At 38.7% G+C, this 19,869-nt stretch carries 14 protein-coding genes; 11 read left to right on the forward strand and 3 right to left on the reverse strand.

Going from position 1 to position 19,869, the window contains the following annotated elements:
* Positions 1 to 1,002 precede the first annotated feature (1,002 nt).
* Entirely contained in the window at positions 1,003 to 1,260 is a 258-nt protein-coding gene (locus tag VB732_RS27265; RefSeq protein ID WP_323234003.1) for a hypothetical protein, read from the forward strand.
* Between the two features lie 30 nt (positions 1,261 to 1,290).
* Positions 1,291 to 4,059, forward strand: coding sequence for an alanine--tRNA ligase (gene alaS, locus VB732_RS27270; RefSeq protein ID WP_323234004.1), 2,769 nt, complete (start codon positions 1,291 to 1,293; stop codon positions 4,057 to 4,059).
* A gap of 368 nt (positions 4,060 to 4,427) precedes the next feature.
* On the opposite strand, the gene dapF is transcribed toward alaS, so the two are convergent.
* On the reverse strand, positions 4,428 to 5,267 hold the full coding sequence (gene dapF / locus VB732_RS27275; protein WP_323234005.1) for a diaminopimelate epimerase: 840 nt from the start codon (positions 5,265 to 5,267) through the stop codon (positions 4,428 to 4,430).
* 69 nt (positions 5,268 to 5,336) lie between these two features.
* Here dapF and VB732_RS27280 point away from each other — a divergent pair, with 69 nt between their 5' ends.
* The 9 genes from VB732_RS27280 to VB732_RS27320 all read left to right on the forward strand — a co-directional run bounded on the left by VB732_RS27280 (position 5,337) and on the right by VB732_RS27320 (position 15,761).
* The gene (locus tag VB732_RS27280; RefSeq protein WP_323234006.1) at positions 5,337 to 5,555 is read left to right on the forward strand and encodes an Hfq-related RNA-binding protein; all 219 of its coding nucleotides are present in this window, start codon (positions 5,337 to 5,339) and stop codon (positions 5,553 to 5,555) included.
* A gap of 3 nt (positions 5,556 to 5,558) precedes the next feature.
* Positions 5,559 to 5,780, forward strand: a complete 222-nt coding sequence (locus VB732_RS27285) for a hypothetical protein (RefSeq protein ID WP_323234007.1) — start codon at positions 5,559 to 5,561, stop codon at positions 5,778 to 5,780.
* Between the two features lie 322 nt (positions 5,781 to 6,102).
* A complete protein-coding gene (locus VB732_RS27290; protein ID WP_323234008.1) occupies positions 6,103 to 6,234 on the forward strand; it encodes a hypothetical protein in 132 nt (43 codons plus the stop codon).
* 633 nt (positions 6,235 to 6,867) lie between these two features.
* A complete protein-coding gene (locus VB732_RS27295; protein ID WP_323234009.1) occupies positions 6,868 to 7,896 on the forward strand; it encodes a TRAFAC clade GTPase domain-containing protein in 1,029 nt (342 codons plus the stop codon).
* A gap of 66 nt (positions 7,897 to 7,962) precedes the next feature.
* Positions 7,963 to 10,821 carry a hypothetical protein gene (locus VB732_RS27300; protein ID WP_323234010.1) on the forward strand — a complete coding sequence of 953 codons (2,859 nt, stop codon included), beginning with the start codon at positions 7,963 to 7,965 and terminating at the stop codon, positions 10,819 to 10,821.
* A 33-nt stretch (positions 10,822 to 10,854) separates the two neighbouring features.
* Positions 10,855 to 12,171 (forward strand): hypothetical protein, encoded by a 1,317-nt coding sequence (locus VB732_RS27305; RefSeq protein WP_323234011.1) that lies wholly within the window; start codon positions 10,855 to 10,857, stop codon positions 12,169 to 12,171.
* A gap of 39 nt (positions 12,172 to 12,210) precedes the next feature.
* Positions 12,211 to 13,356, forward strand: coding sequence for a serine protease (locus VB732_RS27310; protein WP_323234013.1), 1,146 nt, complete (start codon positions 12,211 to 12,213; stop codon positions 13,354 to 13,356).
* 227 nt (positions 13,357 to 13,583) lie between these two features.
* A complete protein-coding gene (locus VB732_RS27315) occupies positions 13,584 to 14,630 on the forward strand; it encodes a hypothetical protein (protein ID WP_323234015.1) in 1,047 nt (348 codons plus the stop codon).
* Entirely contained in the window at positions 14,631 to 15,761 is a 1,131-nt protein-coding gene (locus VB732_RS27320; RefSeq protein WP_323234016.1) for a KGGVGR-motif variant AAA ATPase, read from the forward strand.
* Positions 15,762 to 16,123: 362 nt separating this feature from the next.
* On the opposite strand, the gene VB732_RS27325 is transcribed toward VB732_RS27320, so the two are convergent.
* A complete protein-coding gene (locus tag VB732_RS27325) occupies positions 16,124 to 18,460 on the reverse strand; it encodes a cation:proton antiporter (protein ID WP_323234017.1) in 2,337 nt (778 codons plus the stop codon).
* A gap of 35 nt (positions 18,461 to 18,495) precedes the next feature.
* Positions 18,496 to 19,734 (reverse strand): RNA-guided endonuclease TnpB family protein, encoded by a 1,239-nt coding sequence (locus VB732_RS27330; protein WP_323234018.1) that lies wholly within the window; start codon positions 19,732 to 19,734, stop codon positions 18,496 to 18,498.
* Positions 19,735 to 19,869: the final 135 nt, after the last annotated feature.

The following is a 19,869-nucleotide window of genomic DNA, read 5'->3' on the forward strand; positions in this document are numbered from 1 at the left end:
GCTGATGTAATTACCAAAATAGATAGTTGGTAATAACTTTTAAATTAAACATCTTAATTTCTTTTTGAAAATAAAAATTAAGAAACTATAAAATTTTCAATTAAACGATCAAAATCTAAATCCGGTCGTCAAGTTAAAAATATTCTCTATCATAGGCAATTTCAGCCTTTTTCTTTATAAACTAGACTTTAATCCAATACGCTTGGGTTAATAAAAATTGTAGGTTGGGTTAAGCAAAACGTAACCCAACGAAGCCCTGGAAATGTTTGGTTTCGTTCCTCAACCCAACCTACATAGTTTAAGGCTTTTAGCGTTAACTGAACTGTATTGGGCTTTAATCAAGTATTAAGATAAGCGTGAAATTGCAAAAAAATGCAACCTAAATAGATAGCAAAGTCCCCTCCTCTTAAGGATAAGAGCTTTTTTGTAGTAAGAAACCCTATAATTACAGGGCAAATTTCTAGGGTAAAATATTTCTAATTTAAGTAATTGAAACTTTCGTTCACAATGTGTCAGCAGGATAAATAAGATGTCTCTACCTATAAGCTCTATCTGTGTTTGTTTAGTTAACTCACATCTTTTGCTTAATTAGTTGCGACATCATGAATTTAGAAAAAAAACTAAATAAAAAGTTTGATGTAAAAACCTGCCCCTAATGTGGGTAAATCAGTTCGATTCCGCCTCGCCCGTGTAGAGGACGGAAAAAATATAAAAATTTTGTTAGCGTACTCTGAGATATTAAAGTCTCAACTTCTGCAAGAACCTAGAATTGCACATCCCTCACAAGCAACATTTGATACATTCATTTTTAGTACCATTTACCACACTAGTATAGGAATTTTAAAGTATTTCTTAAGAATTAATCTTCAAGATCAAATGCGATGTCTACGACGGGCTATGCCTAAGCACATCGGGAGCATCCCAATGCAAGCAAATTTACCACGTTAGCAGGTAGTCATTGCGAATGGAGCGTTCGCGGTAGCGTCTCGTAAGAGAAGCGGAATGAAGCAATCGCAGCATCTAGACTTTGCGATTGCTTCGCTTCATTTCATTACGCTCGCAATGACAAAATATGTTTTTACACATTTGGGATGCTCCCGGCACATCCTGCCAGAGCTAGATAATGGTCTAAAAGCATTCTCATCACTGCATATAGCTTACAGAATTGGGCAATTTGCTGGCGGTAATATGAAACAAAATGCAAGAATATATAAAGCTATTTATGAAAATACACTTACCAGTGCCGCTACGCCCAAGTAGAAAGTCTAAAGTCTAAAGTTAAAAACACCTATGTCTTCAAATCCCCAGTACCTAAGCGGTAACGAAATTCGCAACATATTCCTTAACTTCTTTGCCCAACGGAGTCACCAAATCCTCCCAAGTGCCTCTCTCGTGCCAGAAGATCCAACCGTACTGCTAACGATCGCGGGGATGCTACCATTTAAGCCGATATTCTTGGGGCAGAGGACACCAGAATTTAAGCGGGCTACGACTTCGCAAAAGTGTATCCGCACCAACGATATCGAAAATGTCGGGCGCACTAAACGGCATCACACATTTTTTGAGATGCTGGGCAATTTCAGCTTTGGTGATTATTTTAAAGAACAAGCGATCGCTTGGGGTTGGGAAATCTCCACACAAGTCTTTGGCATTTCCCCGCAAAATCTCGTCGTCAGCGTTTTTAAAGATGATGATGAAGCCTTTGGAATTTGGCGCGATCAAATCGGTGTGTCGGTAGCAAGAATTAAACGCTTAGGCGAAGATGATAACTTTTGGGTATCTGGCCCGACTGGCCCTTGTGGCCCTTGTTCCGAAATTTATTACGACTTCCACCCAGAACGCGGTGACGAAAATATAGATTTAGAAGACGATTCCCGGTTCATCGAGTTTTACAACCTCGTGTTCATGCAATATAACCGGGATGCTTCAGGCAATTTAACGCCACTGCAAAACAAAAATATCGACACCGGCATGGGTTTGGAGAGAATGGCGCAAATTCTCCAAAAAGTACCCAATAATTACGAAACTGACCTGATTTTCCCAATTATCCAAACAGCAGCCCAAATTGCCGGCATTGATTACCACAGCAGCGATGAGAAAACTAAAGTTTCTCTAAAAGTGATTGGCGATCACGTTCGTTCTGTTGTCCACATGATCGCTGATGAGATTCGCGCTTCTAATGTGGGACGGGGTTATGTGCTGCGGCGGTTAATTCGGCGGGTGGTGCGTCATGGGCGATTAATTGGGATTTCTGGCGAATTTACTACCCAAGTTGCCGAAACTGCGATCGCTCTTTCTGAATCAGCTTACCCCAATGTGCGCCAACGAGAAGCAGCAATTAAAGCTGAGTTGCAACGAGAAGAATCGAATTTCCTCAGAACTTTGGATAGAGGCGAAAAACTCCTAGAAGAAATTATAAATCGTCCGTCTTCAATACAACATGAGCAGGAGCGTCCATCTTCTTCACCAGAACCAAAAGTTTCTGGTTTGCCAGAATTAAACGTTCCTGGCTTACCAAAACAAAAAATTTCTGGTTTGCCAGAATCAAATGTTCCTGGTTTACCAAAACAAAAAATTTCTGGAATCGATGCTTTTACCCTCTACGATACCTATGGTTTCCCCTTGGAACTGACGCAGGAGATTGCAGAAGAACAGGGACTAGAAGTTGATGTTGAGGGATTCAATGCCGAAATGCAAAAGCAGGTGGAACGTGCCAAAGCAGCACACGAAACCATCGATTTAACTGTGCAAGGTTCCCTCGACAAACTAGCAGAACACGTTCAAGTCACCGAGTTTTTGGGCTATACCCAATCGGCGGCGACGGCAAAAGTCGAAGCGATTTTGGTAGAAGGTGTTTCTCAAGAGGAAGCAGAAGCGGGGACAGAAGTGCAAATTGTCCTTGATAAAACGCCATTTTATGCTGAATCTGGGGGACAAATTGGCGATCGCGGTTATATCTCTGGCGATGGTATCGTAGTTCGCGTTGAAGACGTTAAAAAAGAATCTGATTTCTTTGTTCACTTCGGACGCATCGAACGCGGTACACTGCGCGTAGGCGATCGCGTCACCGCCCAAATCGATCCAGCTTGTCGCCGTCGTGCCCAAGCTAACCATACCGCAACCCACCTGTTACAAGCGGCTTTGAAAAAAATCGTTGATGACAGCATATCTCAAGCTGGTTCCCTAGTTTCCTTTGACAGGCTGCGCTTTGACTTCAACTGTCCCCGCGCCTTGACAGCAGAGGAAGTGCAACAAATTGAAGAACAGGTGAACGCTTGGATTGCCGAAGCACATGCTGCAAAGGTAGAAGTATTACCTTTAGCAGAGGCGAAAGCTAGAGGTGCTGTCGCCATGTTCGGCGAAAAATACGGCGAGGAAGTCCGCGTGATTGACTTTCCTAACGTATCAATGGAACTTTGCGGTGGAACTCATGTGAGTAATACGGCTGAAATTGGCGTATTTAAAATTATTTCTGAAGCTGGTGTGGCTTCTGGAGTGCGGCGCATTGAAGCTGTTTCGGGGCCAGCAATATTAGATTATCTCAACCTGCGGGATAAAGTAGTTAAAGATTTGAGCGATCGCTTTAAAGTTAAACCCGAAGAATTGCCAGACAGAATTACAAGTCTGCAAAGTGAACTGAGAAATAGCCAAAAGGAACTGGAAACCTTAAAGGTACAGTTAGCGATCGCTAAATCTGACAGCTTACTACAAACAGCCGAAACTGTAGGTGATCATAAAATCATCGTCGCCAAATTAGAAGATGTTGATCCAGAATCATTAAAAACCGCAGCCGAACGCTTACTACAAAAAATCGGTAACGGTGCGGTGGTGCTGGGTTCTGTTCCTGAAGAGGGGAAAGTTAGCATAGTTGCAGCTTTTAGTTCAGAAGTGAACAAAAAAGGTTTGCAAGCTGGTAAATTTGTGGGTGCGATCGCTAAAATTTGCGGTGGCGGCGGCGGTGGAAGACCAAACTTAGCCCAAGCTGGTGGACGCGATGCGAGTAAATTACCAGATGCTTTGGCACAAGCAGAAAGTGAGTTAAAGTCCGCTTTAGGTTAACCCCTTTCTCTTGCAGGCTATCCACAGGGTGGTTTCATACGAAAAAAAAATACATAAGTTTTGATTCCTTATGTATCATCATAGATTTTGACCCCTCTCCAAACCTCTCCCCGAAACGGAGAGAGGCTTTGAAACCAAGTTTAAGTTTTTCTCTCGTTGTATGAAACCACCCTGCTTCCCTTGTGGGCTATCCATTACCCGTTATCAAAGTCATGATTTTTAGTAGGCGTAGGCGTAGGTTGGGTTGAGGAACGAAACCCAACATTATCAAGGTTTTGTTGGGTTTCGCTGTCGCTTAACCGAACCTGATATCGTAGAACCCTTTAAGATAAAGAATTCTCAATCCAAAATCCACATTCCCAAGTTGGTTACAGTTTACCCGTGAATACCCTGTCAGCCGGGCCTGTCATGTAAATCCGTTGGTCGATTTCTGACCATTCAATTTGTAAGGGGCCACCTGGTAATTCTATAGTGGCGGTGCGATCGCATTTACCAGTTAACACTCCAGCCACCAAGGAAGCACAAGCACCAGTCCCACAAGCTAATGTAATTCCAGCACCCCGTTCCCATACGCGCATTTTTAAATAATCACGGCGTACAACTTGGATAAATTCAGTATTTATGCGTTGGGGAAAAGCTGGGTGATGCTCAAATTTCGGGCCTATGCTTTCTAGCTCAATTGCTGCTACATCTTCTACAAAGGTAATGCAGTGAGGATTCCCCATATTTACACAGGTAACATCCCAAGTTTGCCCCGCCACCTCCAACGGCTGAGAAATTACTTTTTCTTTGGCGGGTGCAAGATTAGTCGGAATTTCGCCAGCCAGTAACCTGGGTAAACCCATATCTACTTTAACTTGACCATCAGATAAGAGTTGGGGAGTCATTACACCACCCAAAGTATGAATGCGATATGAATCTTTATTCCGGGATTCGCCTTCTAAATCTGCCAAAAAGCCAGCTAAACAGCGAATGCCATTGCCACACATTTCTGGTTCTGAACCATCGGAATTAAAAATCCGCATGGTGTAGTCAGTGCCATTTTCTCCAGGTAAGGCAAAAATTACACCATCAGCACCGATCCCAAAATGGCGATCGCACAACTTGATGGCTTGCTCTGGAGTCACTACAGGCTCAGATGACGAGCGATTGTCAATCAGAATAAAGTCGTTGCCCAGACCATGATACTTAGTAAATTCGATTGCCATTTCTTCAAGGATGAATTATCAAGGATTAGTTACTCTTTATTTTGCCTTGTAGGTTCATCTTTACTAAAAATGCTTACTGAATTTGACACGACTTTACCCAGTATTATCCAAGTCCAAAACCTGATTAAACAAACAACACCAGTAGAGTTAAAGCTGCTGACTGGCGATGTGCTAACAGGAAGGGTTTTATGGCAAGACCCACAGTGTATCTCTATTGCTGATGAAAACAGTCAGCAAACCACCGTTTGGAAACAAGCGATCGCATACATCAAGCCAAAAACAACTTAGGAGATGAAAGTTGCCTTTTATTGCTGGGTAGCCCTAATAGCGCTCTCAGCAATCTACTTCCATCCCAACCTGTTAAATCTTAGTTTGGTGGTATACCTGTTGTCTACCATTTGCAAGAAATTGTTCGATATTACTTATCCAGAGAAAAAATTTCAGCAGGCGCTCATAATAGATCAAACTCAAGCCTTAATTGCGATCGCAATACCTCAACCTGGGACAACTTGAACTAGCCTTATGACACGCACAGTTAATTTGAATTGTCAAGGATAAATCTGAAATTGTGGGAGCGATCGCCCTTGCTTATGATGAGTCTGGAGAATATCCCAAAGTCACGCAAGTAGCACAAGCTATCCCAGAGACAATGCACGTAATTTGTTGATTAAGTTATTAACTTGCGCTAAACAGAAACGAGCTATTGAGTGCGACAACAATTTTCCAAGTAAATTTAAGAACTGTCACCTGACGCTTGAGAAACGCAATTATGCGATTTTTCTGTTCTTGTGGTCGAATGCATTACGACCTTCTGAGATTGTCAAATATGTAAAATATGGCTGATTTTGACCCGTATAGCCGGAAGTTGCAGATTTTGGGTAAAACTAAGGGTACGAATGACGAGTTTGTAGCTTTGAGTCATCAAGTGGCACAGGCGATCGCAGATGTGTTTGATTTGAATGTCTGAATATGCGAGTGAGTATAGCTCTTGGACTTTGCATACACAAGAGTTGTCAGTGTAACTATTGATCAATTGTTGGAAAGATGTAAAATTATCACTGTTAATGATATTGCGGTTGATTAAAAACTTCCGCTGCAATAGGCTTCTTTCAAACAAGATTATTCAAAACATCGTAGATCCTTAATTTTATGGTGAATCTCTTGACCGCGTTAATTACCTATACCTACCAAAAAAAGAAATATTCTTTGAAGATTGGCACGAAAGACTTACCTGCTCTACGTTCTGCGATTTTTTAAACTCTTTTGAAATTACGTTTGTGTAATATCAAAAGAGTTTAACCCTCAGGTGAGTAAACCAGAATAATAAGAAGGAGTCAGAAAACAGAATTCAGAATTCGGAATACCCCAGCAGTCAAGTCAGGAGTAACAGCCACGGAAAGAATTTTTTATTCTCCACGGTAGCGTAGCGTTAGCGAGTCTTGGAGCATCTTAAAATCGGGGGTTTTGAACCCCGATTCTCCATCCAGTCGCACAGAATCCAGAATGGATTCTGGCTCCTGAATTCTGAATTCTTCTTCGATACAAGTCCCTCATAATTAACTTTAATCGCAAATAAAAAAGCAGGAAGACAACACCTTCTATGACTACAAGTCAACATTCGAATTCACAAACATCAAAAAATCAGATACGTATGGGAGTTTGGGGAACAACTGGAGCAGGTAAGACTACTTATTTGATGAGACTATTTCACGCTTTAGCGAACTCAGATAGCTGGGATGTCGCTGTAGATGATAAAACAAAAACTTTTATCACAATGCACTCTGAAAAAATGAGTAAAGGGTATTTTCCAGAACCTACTAGGGTTCGAGGTAAAGAACTAGATATTTATAGTTATAGATTGACCTATAAAGGAGCAGGCTCCAGAACTAAAATTTTATTTGAATTTATTGATGCTCCAGGTGAGTTTTACGAAGAAATAGGTAATGCAAAAGGAAAAGTTGCTGAAACAAATCAGCAGTCTAAAGACATTGTGGACTATCTTCTAAGCTGTCATGGGATTATATTTCTACTAGATCCTACACGCGAAAACGAAGATGGAAAAACATATGAAGTGTTGTTACAAGACGTATTTATGGAAATGCAGAAACGACAAGCAGAACTTAATCCAGATAAAGAAGATAAGCTAGAACAGTATGTTGCATTTGCTGTTACAAAGGCGGATCTGAAAAAAATATGGGAAAAAGGTATGAATTCTTTTGGATTAGTTAAAGAGCTTCTAAATATAAACCTAAGCTTAGGTTGGTTTGAGAATTATGTTTGGTTAGATCAAAATCAATTAAGGTTAGTTAGAGGAAATTATCCATCAGCAGGAAAGAACCATCGTTGCCAGTTTTTTTCTATTTCTGCAATTGGTGTTTACAAGGATGAGCATGGTAATTGGGAATCACCCATTTCTGATACTAATGAATCGGATGGAGGGATACTTGAGCAAACTGATAACCCCCAAGCAAATACTACTTCTGTATTCGGAGGTATTCCTAATTATCACCCAGCAAGAACTAAAACTGAATACAGATTTAGGCATGATGTACGTTTAGTACAATTCGGTGTAATTGAACCCCTTGAATGGTTGATTGACGGAATTTTGACACACCCTCCTTCTCTTTAAAATTACAATTGGTAAAATTTTTCCTACTTTCCTTAATTAGACACTTAGATAAAATAGCAAATTTTTATGAATAAAAACTCAATATTTACCCAATTCATCTACGGTAAATTTTTTAGTAATAAATCTGGATATTGCTTAGTGGCTTACACTGATAAATTAAAAAATCAAGAGCGAGAACTTACTGATATAGCAGAGAATATTTTTTCCTTTTGGGGAACGCAAGGAATTGAAGGCAATAAAAAAGCAGTTGGAATTTCACCATATAAAGAAAACCAATTACTGCTTTTTCAAGTTGCACCCGCCACTAATGAAAATGGGCAAAGTTTGTCAAATGGAAATCGTGGGTTTGAGCAGCACCGTTATATTTTGTTACCTAAAGAATTACTAATTGAGCTAAAAACACAGACATTTTTACTACTTATCCAACTCTTTGATAAATGGATTCCATACTTTTCTGCTTTGAATGTTTCCTGTTTTCCTCAAGCTAGCAATGAACAAAAGTGGTGGGATATTGTCTCTGATATTCTGGAAAAAGCATCTCCAGAAGAAATAAGCAAAGTTAAAGTTGAACAAATTCAGGAGTGCTGGAATGAAACTGATATACAAGGTCAGTCTTTTTTGCTGTTAGGAATCGCTGCGCTTGCAAATCAACAACAATTATTGCTTACTCTCGATAAAAATGCTACAGACCCAGCATTATTTTCAGAAAGTCTTTTACTCCTATTACCACATGCCTGTCGTAGGGAAGTAGCAATTGCTGCTGGTACTGTTGATGAACATGAATGTAACTGGGCAAAGTTAATTATCAAAACAAATAGTAAACCTAAAGATCCTCTTCCTCAAAATACAATCTGGCTAAACCGCAGTACAAAAGAATTTGTTAGTGAAAATGATAATGAGATATTTAAATATCATCAATACGTCAATGATTTTATTGCTCCGATTCAAAATAAATCCGATATCATTCTCAGATTTATTGAACATTTAAACAAAATTAGTGATGATTATTTTCCTATTGAATATTTGAAAAATCCTGATAGTTTAGCTCGTTTAATTCCAGGATTACCAGAAGAACAACAAGTAAATTTATTTTACAAGTATATACCGCTTATTCAAGACTTTGAAGGTCTTATTAAAAATATTTTTGTTCCTCAAGCTAGCAATCAACTAAAAATTATTTGGCAATCATTAAGACAACTTTTTGTCAATCAGCTTAATTATAGTGACCAGTACACTCAAAAGATGTTGATAGTACTGAAGCAACTACCAGAGCAAGAGCTAAATGAAATACTAGAAAATGATGTGAAACAGAATGAAAAGTTAGCTGATGATTTATATTATGCTGGGTTATTTATTGAACTCAGAAATCAAACTAAAAATACTGTAATTGCAGAAATATTACGAGAAATTAGCTATATAATTGCTAGATACAAATCTACCAAAGACTTTCAAGAAGCTTATCAATTTTCTTTATCTTGTGTCGTCCAACACCCTGATTTTTTCTGGTGTAAAAATCAGGAGTTCTTAATATTTGATGCTGCTTTAAAAGTAGAACCTGAATCCGAACTAATTATAAATATATTTAATGACACAATAGCACCTTTACTTCCTTATGTAAATAATTTTCTTGCATCCAATTTATATAAACATTTAGCCAAAAATTTTTCTAATTTATCTAGAGAATTAATTTTATTATATCAACACAAAGTAAATGGTCTAATGCATTTGGCAAGAATTGCAAATGAAATGAAAATGGGCGAACCGCAAACAGACAAAATGTATGTAAGTTTTTTGAAGGTCTGGTCTCCTAACGATGAAGCTGCTCATCCATTCTTGGTTTCCATAATTGAAAAAAGCACAACACAAAATCTCAAATTTCAACCTAGTTTACTCTACGAAACTTACTTATGGTTCAAGGAAGCTAATTACTCCTTGTGGCAAGAATTAGATTTATTAGAACAGCATCCAAATATTTGGGATAGTTGGTATCGTTTAGCTACCAAATTATACAAAGAACCACAAGAATATATAAATTTCTTAGAGCGGAATGTAGGGAAATATTTTGTAACAGAAATTATGATAACTTGGCTGAAAGTAATAGATGATAACCTGGCTCTAAAAAATGCATTTTTGTATAGTTATACATGGTTATCACTCGAATCAAACCAGCTAAGTAAACTCCTTGCTGCGAATCCTAATTCTGCACTAATCCTTGCCAAGTTGATAAGAGAAAATGGGCGTTTAGAGTTAATTAGTGGAGACTTACTACATTATCTCTGCCAGCATTGGATATCCCAGAAATCAATTGATATTGAATGGTGGAATGTCTTAACTAGCCCTAGTGTATTTGAATCTCTTACCAACAATGATTGGTTAACTCTTTTCAATGTGAATTGGGTACTTGGTGCAGAGTTGAGTTTACGACCACCCAAATCTACTTTAAATGAACAAGAAAAGCACGAATTGTACAATTATGTAATCAGAATTATTGAGAATACTAAACATTTTGAACATGGGCATCGTTTACTTAATAATTGTTATATCTACGAATTGAATACAGATAAACTTAAGCAGATTGCGAACAAAGTAATAAAGCTTTGTACTCGAACCAAACAAGTTCTGACGCTGCTTGAAATTTGCCAAAGTTATAATTTGACTAAATTGGCACGAAAAGAAATTCTTACGCATATTAATCCTGAAAATTGTGACAAAAAAATATTATTTGACTATCTGAAGCCTGATAATAAAGAAAATGACTTTGAACATGATTTTTATTTGCTTGAACTTTTATTTAAAATTCCATTATATAATGATGAAGAAAAAAAAGAAATGGGTCTTTTTTTGAAAAAGTACATAACAGAAATAGGTGATATATCATTAAAACTACTAGTAACTGAAAAATTAATTAATAAATATTTACTATAAACAAATTGACGATTCAATACTTGTTTCAAAATTATGGATAACCTAAACAAAATTTTAGTAAAGTTCCGAAGAAAGCCAAACACACCGTGGAAATGTACAGGAGAGGGAAGAAGACCTCACGCTGAGTATATCAATCATTCGGATGAGTGTGATATTTGTGGTTCTCCCCGTCCTGACGATAAAAGAGATGAACCGAAACTAAGGCGGGATAAGAATCTTCTCGCAGCCCTCACAGTCTTAAATGTGGTTAGTGGCTTCACAACTATAATTGGAACAGTACAAATATTTCCTGGATTGGTGGGCTACATCAGTGGTGCTACCATTCAGGGGACGCTGTTTCTTTTGCTTTCTGGCTCTGCTGCTAAACATGCGCCCAAGTTAAAATGGTTAACTATTGCATCCTTTTCAATTATCAGCGTTTACACAAGCTTTTTTGCTTATTATGATACTCTAACCTCTCCTCAAAGTAAAAAGAGTGACTTGAATAAAGCTTTAGCTGCTCATCAAGAATCAGTTTCAAATGTGTATTCTCCTCTCCGAAAACGAGTAACTGACCTAGAGGGTGAGATTTCTGCGTTGAACAATCAAATACCCAAAGAAGAAGGTGGTCAAGGTGTAACTGGACTTGTAGGCCATGGTACTGAAACTAAAAAATTGATTGAGAAACGCAACCAACTTGAGATTGAATTAAACAAGCTAAAACCAACGGTAGATAGTTTACAAAAAGTATTTAACTACGAGACGAAAAACAAATCTCCAGAAGATATTCTCCAGGCAGATATTAAAGCTTTGGGGGCAGTTCCAAAAGAGTATCTTCCAAAAGAATATTCAGGGAACTTAGAGTCGTTGCGTAAAAAGTATTTGGATGTAGAAGAGAGTATTAAAGTGCTTGCTCCGTACTACAAGCTCAAAAATGGTGAAATACCTGCAATTGCAGCTTTGCTAATTGCTGTGATGGTTGATGGCCTGATTATTTCGTTGGGAACTGCTGTTGAAATTAAACAACAAGAAGTAAGTTTGAGGTTAAAAGGAAGTGGTTCAAATTTTTTAGATGAATTTTTGAATGCTATTGATGAAGCTACAGGCAGTATCAATTCTCAACTTCTTCAAAAAACTAATAATCCAAGTGCTTATATTCTACTTCTGCAAAATATCCGCCTACATCTGGGATGGGTAAATAATAATCAAAAAGAATGGAAAATTAGACCTCAAAACTCTAACCAGCTAGTAGATTGGTTAATTACAGAAAGAGAACGGCAGTTACGAAAAGAGGGAAATAAAGTTAATAAACAATCACATAATTCCTCACAAGAAAGGATTGTTAAATTTCAATTACCTCCTAGAGGTTAAAGTAAAAAAGCTTACCAAATCTTTAATTAAAAAAACAAAATGTTACAACTCACTCCTGGTTTTAGAAATAATTTACTTGAAACGCTTCTAAAGATTCCTGCTCTCAGTAATCCAGACAATAGAAATCTGTTGCTGCTAAATTTACCGCCTAGTCCCGTCAGTGCTATTAACCGTTCCAATACTTTTATAGCCGATTTACATAATATTATTAGTGCAGTTGAAGGTTGGGGACAACTAAATTCTGGTGAATGGGCATTAGTAGTCTTAACAAAGAATGCACTACAGTATTTTGCCAAGGGGACAGAGCTAGGACGGGACTTGGAGACTTTGCTGGGTGAACTGGAAACAATGACATTTGTTGGTATTCCTCTGCTGGAACCTTTAGAAGTACCCATAGAAGAGGTTCTAGTTTGGCAGCAAGATGAGAGGCTTCCAACTCATTTTCTAGAAAGGGGACTTGCTGCATCAAGGGCTGTAGCCAAGGTTATAGTCCCTTGTGTGCTAAATGGTGTGCCTTCGCTTGATAAAGGTAATGGTTCAGGTTGGTTAATTACTCCTGATTTATTGCTAACAAATTATCATGTTATTCAAGCTCGCAATAAGAATGAACTACCTGCAAATACAGCAGATTTTAAAGCACAAGCTTTAAAAGCTACAGTCTGGTTCAACTATACAGATTGGAATGTAGATTACTCTGAGTACAAATGTATAGAGCTTGTTCATTTCAGTGTTGAATTTGACTATGCTCTGTTGCGATTGTCTCCCAGTTCATCATCCAGTTGCAATCAACTGCTTTCTAGTTGGGGTTATTTATCAGTAATCCAGTCAAAGCCAGAACTATTGAAGGGAAGCCGATTGAATATTATTCAACATCCTCAAGGCGGCCCTCAACGTATAGCAATTCGTAGCAATTTTTATGTTGACTACATAAATACAACTACTTCTCCTGAACGTATTCGTTATTTAACAGATACTGAACCTGGATCTTCTGGCTCACCTGTTTTTAACGATGAATGGCAAGTTGTAGCTTTGCACCACAGCGCGATTAAAGTTCCAGAAGCCAATTATAAAGGTGAAGTCGTGAAATATAACAACCAGGGTATTTTAATTAATGCCATTCTTGACAATTTACCAACTGCTACTCGTCAAGAAATTCAAGAAGCACAAGAGAATTTACTTAGATAGGATAAGTAGCTAGTTATCTAATTAGGGCTAGTAATTGTAAACAGGTAAGAATTTTTTACCTATTTACAAAAGCTCAATTAATGAGAACACAACAGCTTAACTAGCAACTAAATGATACATTATTAACTGATTTTTTAAGTTATTTTATATTTCTTTCTGTCTCAACTATGACGAACAAAAATCCATTTCTGCCTAGACTCCTAAGATTCCTGAAAAGTATAGACGCTATGAATAATGAAGTTAATCGAAATATGTTGCTATCGCAACTGAATAATTGTCCTATAGGCAGTATAACTAGGCTAACTGGTCAGAAAGAAGGAGATTTAGATAACATAGTATATGCAGTAAACGGATGGGGACAGACTAACACAGGAGAGTTTGCTCTAATAATACTAATGGAGAATAGTAGACGTTTTGTACAAGGTTTAATGCTAGAAAATGAACTTGATAATTTGATTCATGAATATCAACGAATAAATCTGTATGAAGGAATACCCGATGAAGAAATACCCGATGAAGAAATACCCGTCGTTATCTGCTCCATGACAAGCGAGGAAGCAAGTGAATTAAAGGAAAAAATAGACTCCAATGAAACGCCAAATGAATTTTTGGGATTTCAACAACTAAAAAGTCATTTTGAATGCATTGCGGAATTTACTAACCATTATGACGAACAAAGAGACAATTGGAAACCTTTTTTACATGAAAATAGAACAGCTAAAGAAATTGTCAAGCAAGCGATTATAGCTTATAGTACTCGCGATCCAAATAATAACTTACCTCTTCTTAAACCAAATTTTTTATCTGAGGAATGTTTTGGGGATGATCAAGCTCAACGCTTGAATACATGGAAAAAATTAAGGTACTCAGGTGGTATATTGATTGTAGATGCTGTTTCTCTTTTTTGTCCTAAAATTAAGAGGTATTTAATAGAAGAAGCTCAAATTCTTGCAAACCAAAATATAACTATTTTTGTCCTTTCACCAACTAATATATCTACTTTTGAAGCTCGTAGATCCTTTGAAAGAGAAATTGCGAATAAGATGATAACAGTTTGTGATAGATTCAATAATCACGATCAACACTGCGAAATTGGGATTATAAATTTATTTGATTTAGAGCGAAGATTACATTCGATAATCCCTCAAACTTCTAAAAATATCAAGAACTATAAATTAGAAAATAACAAAAAAAAATTCAGAGAATCCACTCAACAAAATAACATTAGACCAACAGGAGTGGGTAATTTGATTTTCGGAGGAGAAAATTCTTAAATGATTTACACATTTTATTCCTACAAAGGTGGGGTTGGCCGTTCTATGGCTTTAGCAAATATTGCTGAATTATTCTATAGAGCTAACTTAAAAGTCTTAATTATCGATTGGGATCTCGAAGCACCAGGAATAGAAAGATTTTTCTTCACCGATATCGATGAAAAACGCCGTGAAGAATTCTATGATAAGCCAGGTATTATAGATATGCTACTGCTATACAAGCAAAAGATGTCACAAGAAATAATAGACTTCAATGGCATAAATTTGCTTCCTTTTCAAAATCTAGAAGAAATCGTATTTGATGTATATCCAAAAAGTATAGAGGAAAATACAGAAGGTAAGCTTTGTATATTATCTGCTGGTAAGCGCCCAAAAGGTCATTTTCGTGAGTATGCTAATGCTGTAATCAATTTTGACTGGAAAGATTTTTATAAAAATTGGCAAGGTGAACTATATTTTGAATGGCTTCGTGAGCAGTTTGAAAGAATTGCTGATGTCGTATTAATAGATAGCAGAACTGGTGTTACGGAAATGGGAGGTGTTTGTACTTACCAACTTGCTGATGTAGTGGTCATGCTTTGTTCTGCCAATGAGCAGTGTTTAGAGGGTACACAAAAAATGCTGCTGAATTTGAAAAAACCCGAAGTTAAACAAAATCGAGAGCGCGATTTGGAAGTAGTAGTTGTACCTGCAAGATTAGAAACATCTGAAAGTGATAGGCTTAATAAATTTCAGAAACAATTTCTTTTTAAATTTTTTCCTGAAGAAAAAGCAGAAGATCCAACAAATTCGTTTTCGCAGCTAGCTATTCCATATGTTGCTCGATATTCATATGAAGAGACTTTAGCTATTAGGGAAAAAGATCAGTATGTTGCTAAATTTCTAGTAACACCATATTTTAAACTAGCTGTTAAAATTGCTCATTTAGCTCCTTCCAATTCCTCTGTGCAAAAAGCTAAGTTGTATGATCCTAATATTATATGGCTTGTTGATAGCCCTACAACTGAGAATAAAGATCCAATTAATTCGTGGATATGTATAGGTGGAAGAGACGGAGAACCAGTTCACTCTGAGAAGACAAATTATTCAGACAAGTGTGATTTTTGCGGTTTGTCTCGTCCAGAGAATTAACTGTTGGGGCTGGCAAACATAAACGCTTTGGCTTGCAAAGAAGACAATTGTTGGCTGAAATTAAGGGTAGTGAGAAATCTTTGAGATGTACTACACTCAGTAAATTGAAAACTTTTTCTCCAACAGAGCGCTCACCAATATTTTGTAACTTCCTTCTAATTGTACCCTTCTTTTCTTGGTGTCTTTCTCTAAGAGACGCTGCGCGATGGCGGTTCGTTTAATAAAAATTAAATGCATCTTAATTGTTATAAGAACAAAGGAGTAGTTTAGAGCGAGTCTGCCAGTGTCGGAAACCTCCGCTCTGACTTTGCCCTAAATCCCTCACTTTCTTGTTCTGATTTCTAATTTCTGAATTCTTCTTTTTAATCAGTCACACTATCGGCTGGTAAAAACTCTTTGAGTGCTTCTGCCTCAGCAGCCCTAATTACTGGAAGAGAAAAGGGTAATGAACTGGCGATCGCAAATAAGCCTTCTAGTTGACTCAAACCTGTCAAGCTACCGCATAATAATACTTGGTCGCCGACTCGCAAATCCATGCCGCTATCAGGATAACGGATAAACTTTCCATCTCGCCGGATTGCCTGTATCTGTACTCCAAATTGCTTGCTATCTAAATCTGCAAGGGTTTTTCCTAGTGTTGGCGCATCTGCATTGACTGTAACCCACTGGCAAGCACTATTTTCTCCGGGGACAGCCGCCTGTCCCTTAGCGAATTCTGCTAAAGCTGCTAATTCTTCATCTGCTCCCACTACTAGCAGGCGATCGCCTGTTTCCAATTTGGTTTGATTATTGGGATAATCGATTTCATCGCCGTTAGCGCGGCGAATTGCCATTAAACTGACTCCTGTTAAGTAGCGCATATCTGCTTCTTCTATAGTCATGCCAATTAAAGGCGAATAATCTGGGAGGGGATACCAGCGCTGATTTAGATCGCGAGTTGCTTGACGTAAATCACGAGCAACTTCAGTTGCAGAACGTTCTGGCCGAAAATCTAAATAATGATCGTTGCGGATTTGCTGCATTTCTCGTTGGACAACTGCTGGTGACAACAAACCTAAGCCAGTTAATAAATAGGTTGCCATTTCTAAACTGGCTTCAAACTCTGGTTGTACTACTTCTCTGGCTCCCAATTGATACAGCACTTCGATATTTTTATCCTGGGTAGCACGGACAACCAAATCTAATTCTGGGCACAATTCCAGAGCGCGTTTCAAGCTAAGACGGGTACTTATGGGATCGGGGAGTGCGATCGCCATTCCTTTGGCATAATTTACCCCGGCGGTCTCTAGAACATGCAAACTTACGCAATTACCATAAACATAAGACACCCCAGCCTCACGTAACTGCTGAATTCTCCTCTCTGATTGGTCAATTACAACCACAGGTAAATTATGTTGCAACAACAACTTCACCAAATTCTTGCCGACTCGCCCATAGCCACAGACTACTACATGGTCTTTAAAGGGCAAATCTTCTGATACATCTAGCGCTTCTTGTTCTTCTAAGTACGGTTTCAACCAAGGCATCGATTCGGCAAAGTTAAATAAGAATGGCACTAACCGCAATACAAAGGGAGTCAGCATCAGAGTAACTGCGGTGGTTCCCAAAATTAATAAGTATACTTGGCGGGACACCAGCCCTAAAGATTGCCCCTCGCTAGCCAGAACAAAGGAAAACTCCCCAATTTGCGCCAGTCCTAAACCGACGATTATGGCTGTTTTTAAAGGGTAGCGGAATAGTTTTACTAGGGGTGTGATAATCAGAAATTTCCCTACGAAAACTAGTGCCACCAGCCCTAAAATTAATTCCAGATTGTTCCACAAAAACACTGGGTCAATTAACATGCCTATGGCGGCAAAAAATAAGCTGGCAAAGATATCTCGCAGAGGTTCTACATAAGTCAGGGTTTGATCGGCGTACTCCACCTCAGAAATCATCAAACCGGCGACAAATGCGCCCATTTCAATGGATAGTCCCAAATGCTCTGTCAACAGGGCGATTCCCAAACATAAGGTTACAACCCCTAATAAAAATAGTTCTCGGCTTTCGGTGCGGGCTAAGAGTTGCAACAAAGGCGGTATTAGCCAGATTCCCGTAGCTACTGCACCAGCAGCAAATAAAGCAATCCACAGTAGCGCTGTCAGTACGGCGATGCCAATAGTTTCTGCTGGTTGGTTGAGGGCTGGTAAGACTGCTAACATTAGCCCTAGTGCCAAGTCCTGTACTACCAAAATCCCTAGCATCACTTGTCCGTGAGCCGTTTCTGTTTCATTGCGTTCCATCAAGCACTTGAGGACAACCGCCGTGGAAGACAAGGACAGAATACACCCCAAAAACATCCCTTTAGCGGGTAAAGCTCCCCAAGCCCCGCTTAAACCGCACACCACAACTGTTACCAAAATCGTCAAAGCAATCTGGAGTCCACCTCCACCAAGAGCGATCGCTTTTACTTTTTTGAGTTCCGCGAAGGAAAATTCCACGCCCAAGGCGAATAACAAAAAGGCAACCCCAAACTGTGCCAGAGTCTCTACTTGAATAACTTCTTTAATCAATCCCAGTCCGGCTGGCCCAATGATCATCCCGCCGATGAGATAGCCTAGCAGCACGGGTTGTCGCAAAAGTGCTGCTAGCAATCCACCACAGGCTGCAACGCCTAAAACTAAAACTAAATCAACGATCAGCCTAAAATCTTCTTGCACCAGTTTTCAAAGAACTATTATTAAGACCTAGTGAACTACCCACACTGACTTGAAGTACCAAGTACAGTGTGGGCTTCCAATTTCACAGAAGATCGCCTCATCTTGGATTTGCGTCCGCGAATTGGTCTTACATCCTCTCCATTGGCGTTAACCTCCCCCGTCCCAGAGGAGGACAGTATTCTGATACCTTCTGCTCTAATATTTATCGCTGCATTACCATCTCTATCATGATGAGTACCGCAACTTGGGCAAGTCCACGTTCTCACATCTAGCGGTAACTCCGATATTTGGTAATGACAACTAGAGCAAAGTTTGGAACTAGGGAACCATCGGTTTATTTCTACCAATTTTCCACCACTACCTTCTAATTTGTAGCTCAGAAAGTTTACAAAGGTTCCCCATCCTGTATCAGATATTGCTTTTGCTAGTTTATGGTTACGAACCATGCCCAAGACATTTAGATTTTCGACTACTACCACTTGATTGTTGTCAACTATTTTTCTAGATAGTTTGTGTAGGTAGTCTTGGCGGACATTGCTAATTTGTTCATATACCCTAGCGACAATCTTGTTAGCCTTTCTACGGCAATTACTACCCTTGTTTTTCCGTGCAGCAATACGTTGTTTTACAGCTAACTTCTTTTCGTATTTAGATAGATACCTTGGGTTGGGATATTTAGATATTCTCTCTCCATCATAGGTGACAGCAAAATCCTTGATTCCCAAATCAATCCCAATTGTTTTGCCCTTACTGGTAGAGTCAGGGTAATCGCCCTCATATTCCATCAAAACCGATGCGTAGTATTTACCAGACGGGCATTTACTAACGGTTACTGTTTTGATGATTCCGTCAAGTGGGCGATGAATTTTTGCTTTTATACTTCCCAGATTACCGGGGAATTTTAAAGCTTCATCGACCTGTTTCACTTTTTGAGGATATTGAATTGATTGACGATGGTGTTTTGATTTGAATCTCGGATATTTTGCTCTGCCCTCAAAAAAGTTCTGATATGCACGGCTAAGATTGAGGCTGACAGATTGCAAAACCTGAGAGTAACACTCTCCTAACCATTTTGTTTCTTCCGTTTTTTTGAGCGATGGTAACAGAGAATTTAGTCCAGACTGAGACAAGCCTTTGCCAGTTGCTTTATAGGTTTCAATGCACTGATTCAACCCATAATTCCACCACCACCGCGCACATCCGAAGTGTTGAGCTAACACTTGAATTTGCTCATTAGTGGGGTATAGCCTGACTTTTACCGCTTGTCGCTTCATCTAAACTTCTCCAAATGCCGACCTATTACTATTATATGCATATTCTAGTAACAGCATACTGGAAATATATAGCGACTCCTCATATCCCGCCACTGATTCGGAGTACCAAATTCAGTGGGGGATTTACGGCGAAAT

This window comes from Nostoc sp. UHCC 0252 (assembly GCF_034931145.1).
Lineage (GTDB): Bacteria > Cyanobacteriota > Cyanobacteriia > Cyanobacteriales > Nostocaceae > Nostoc.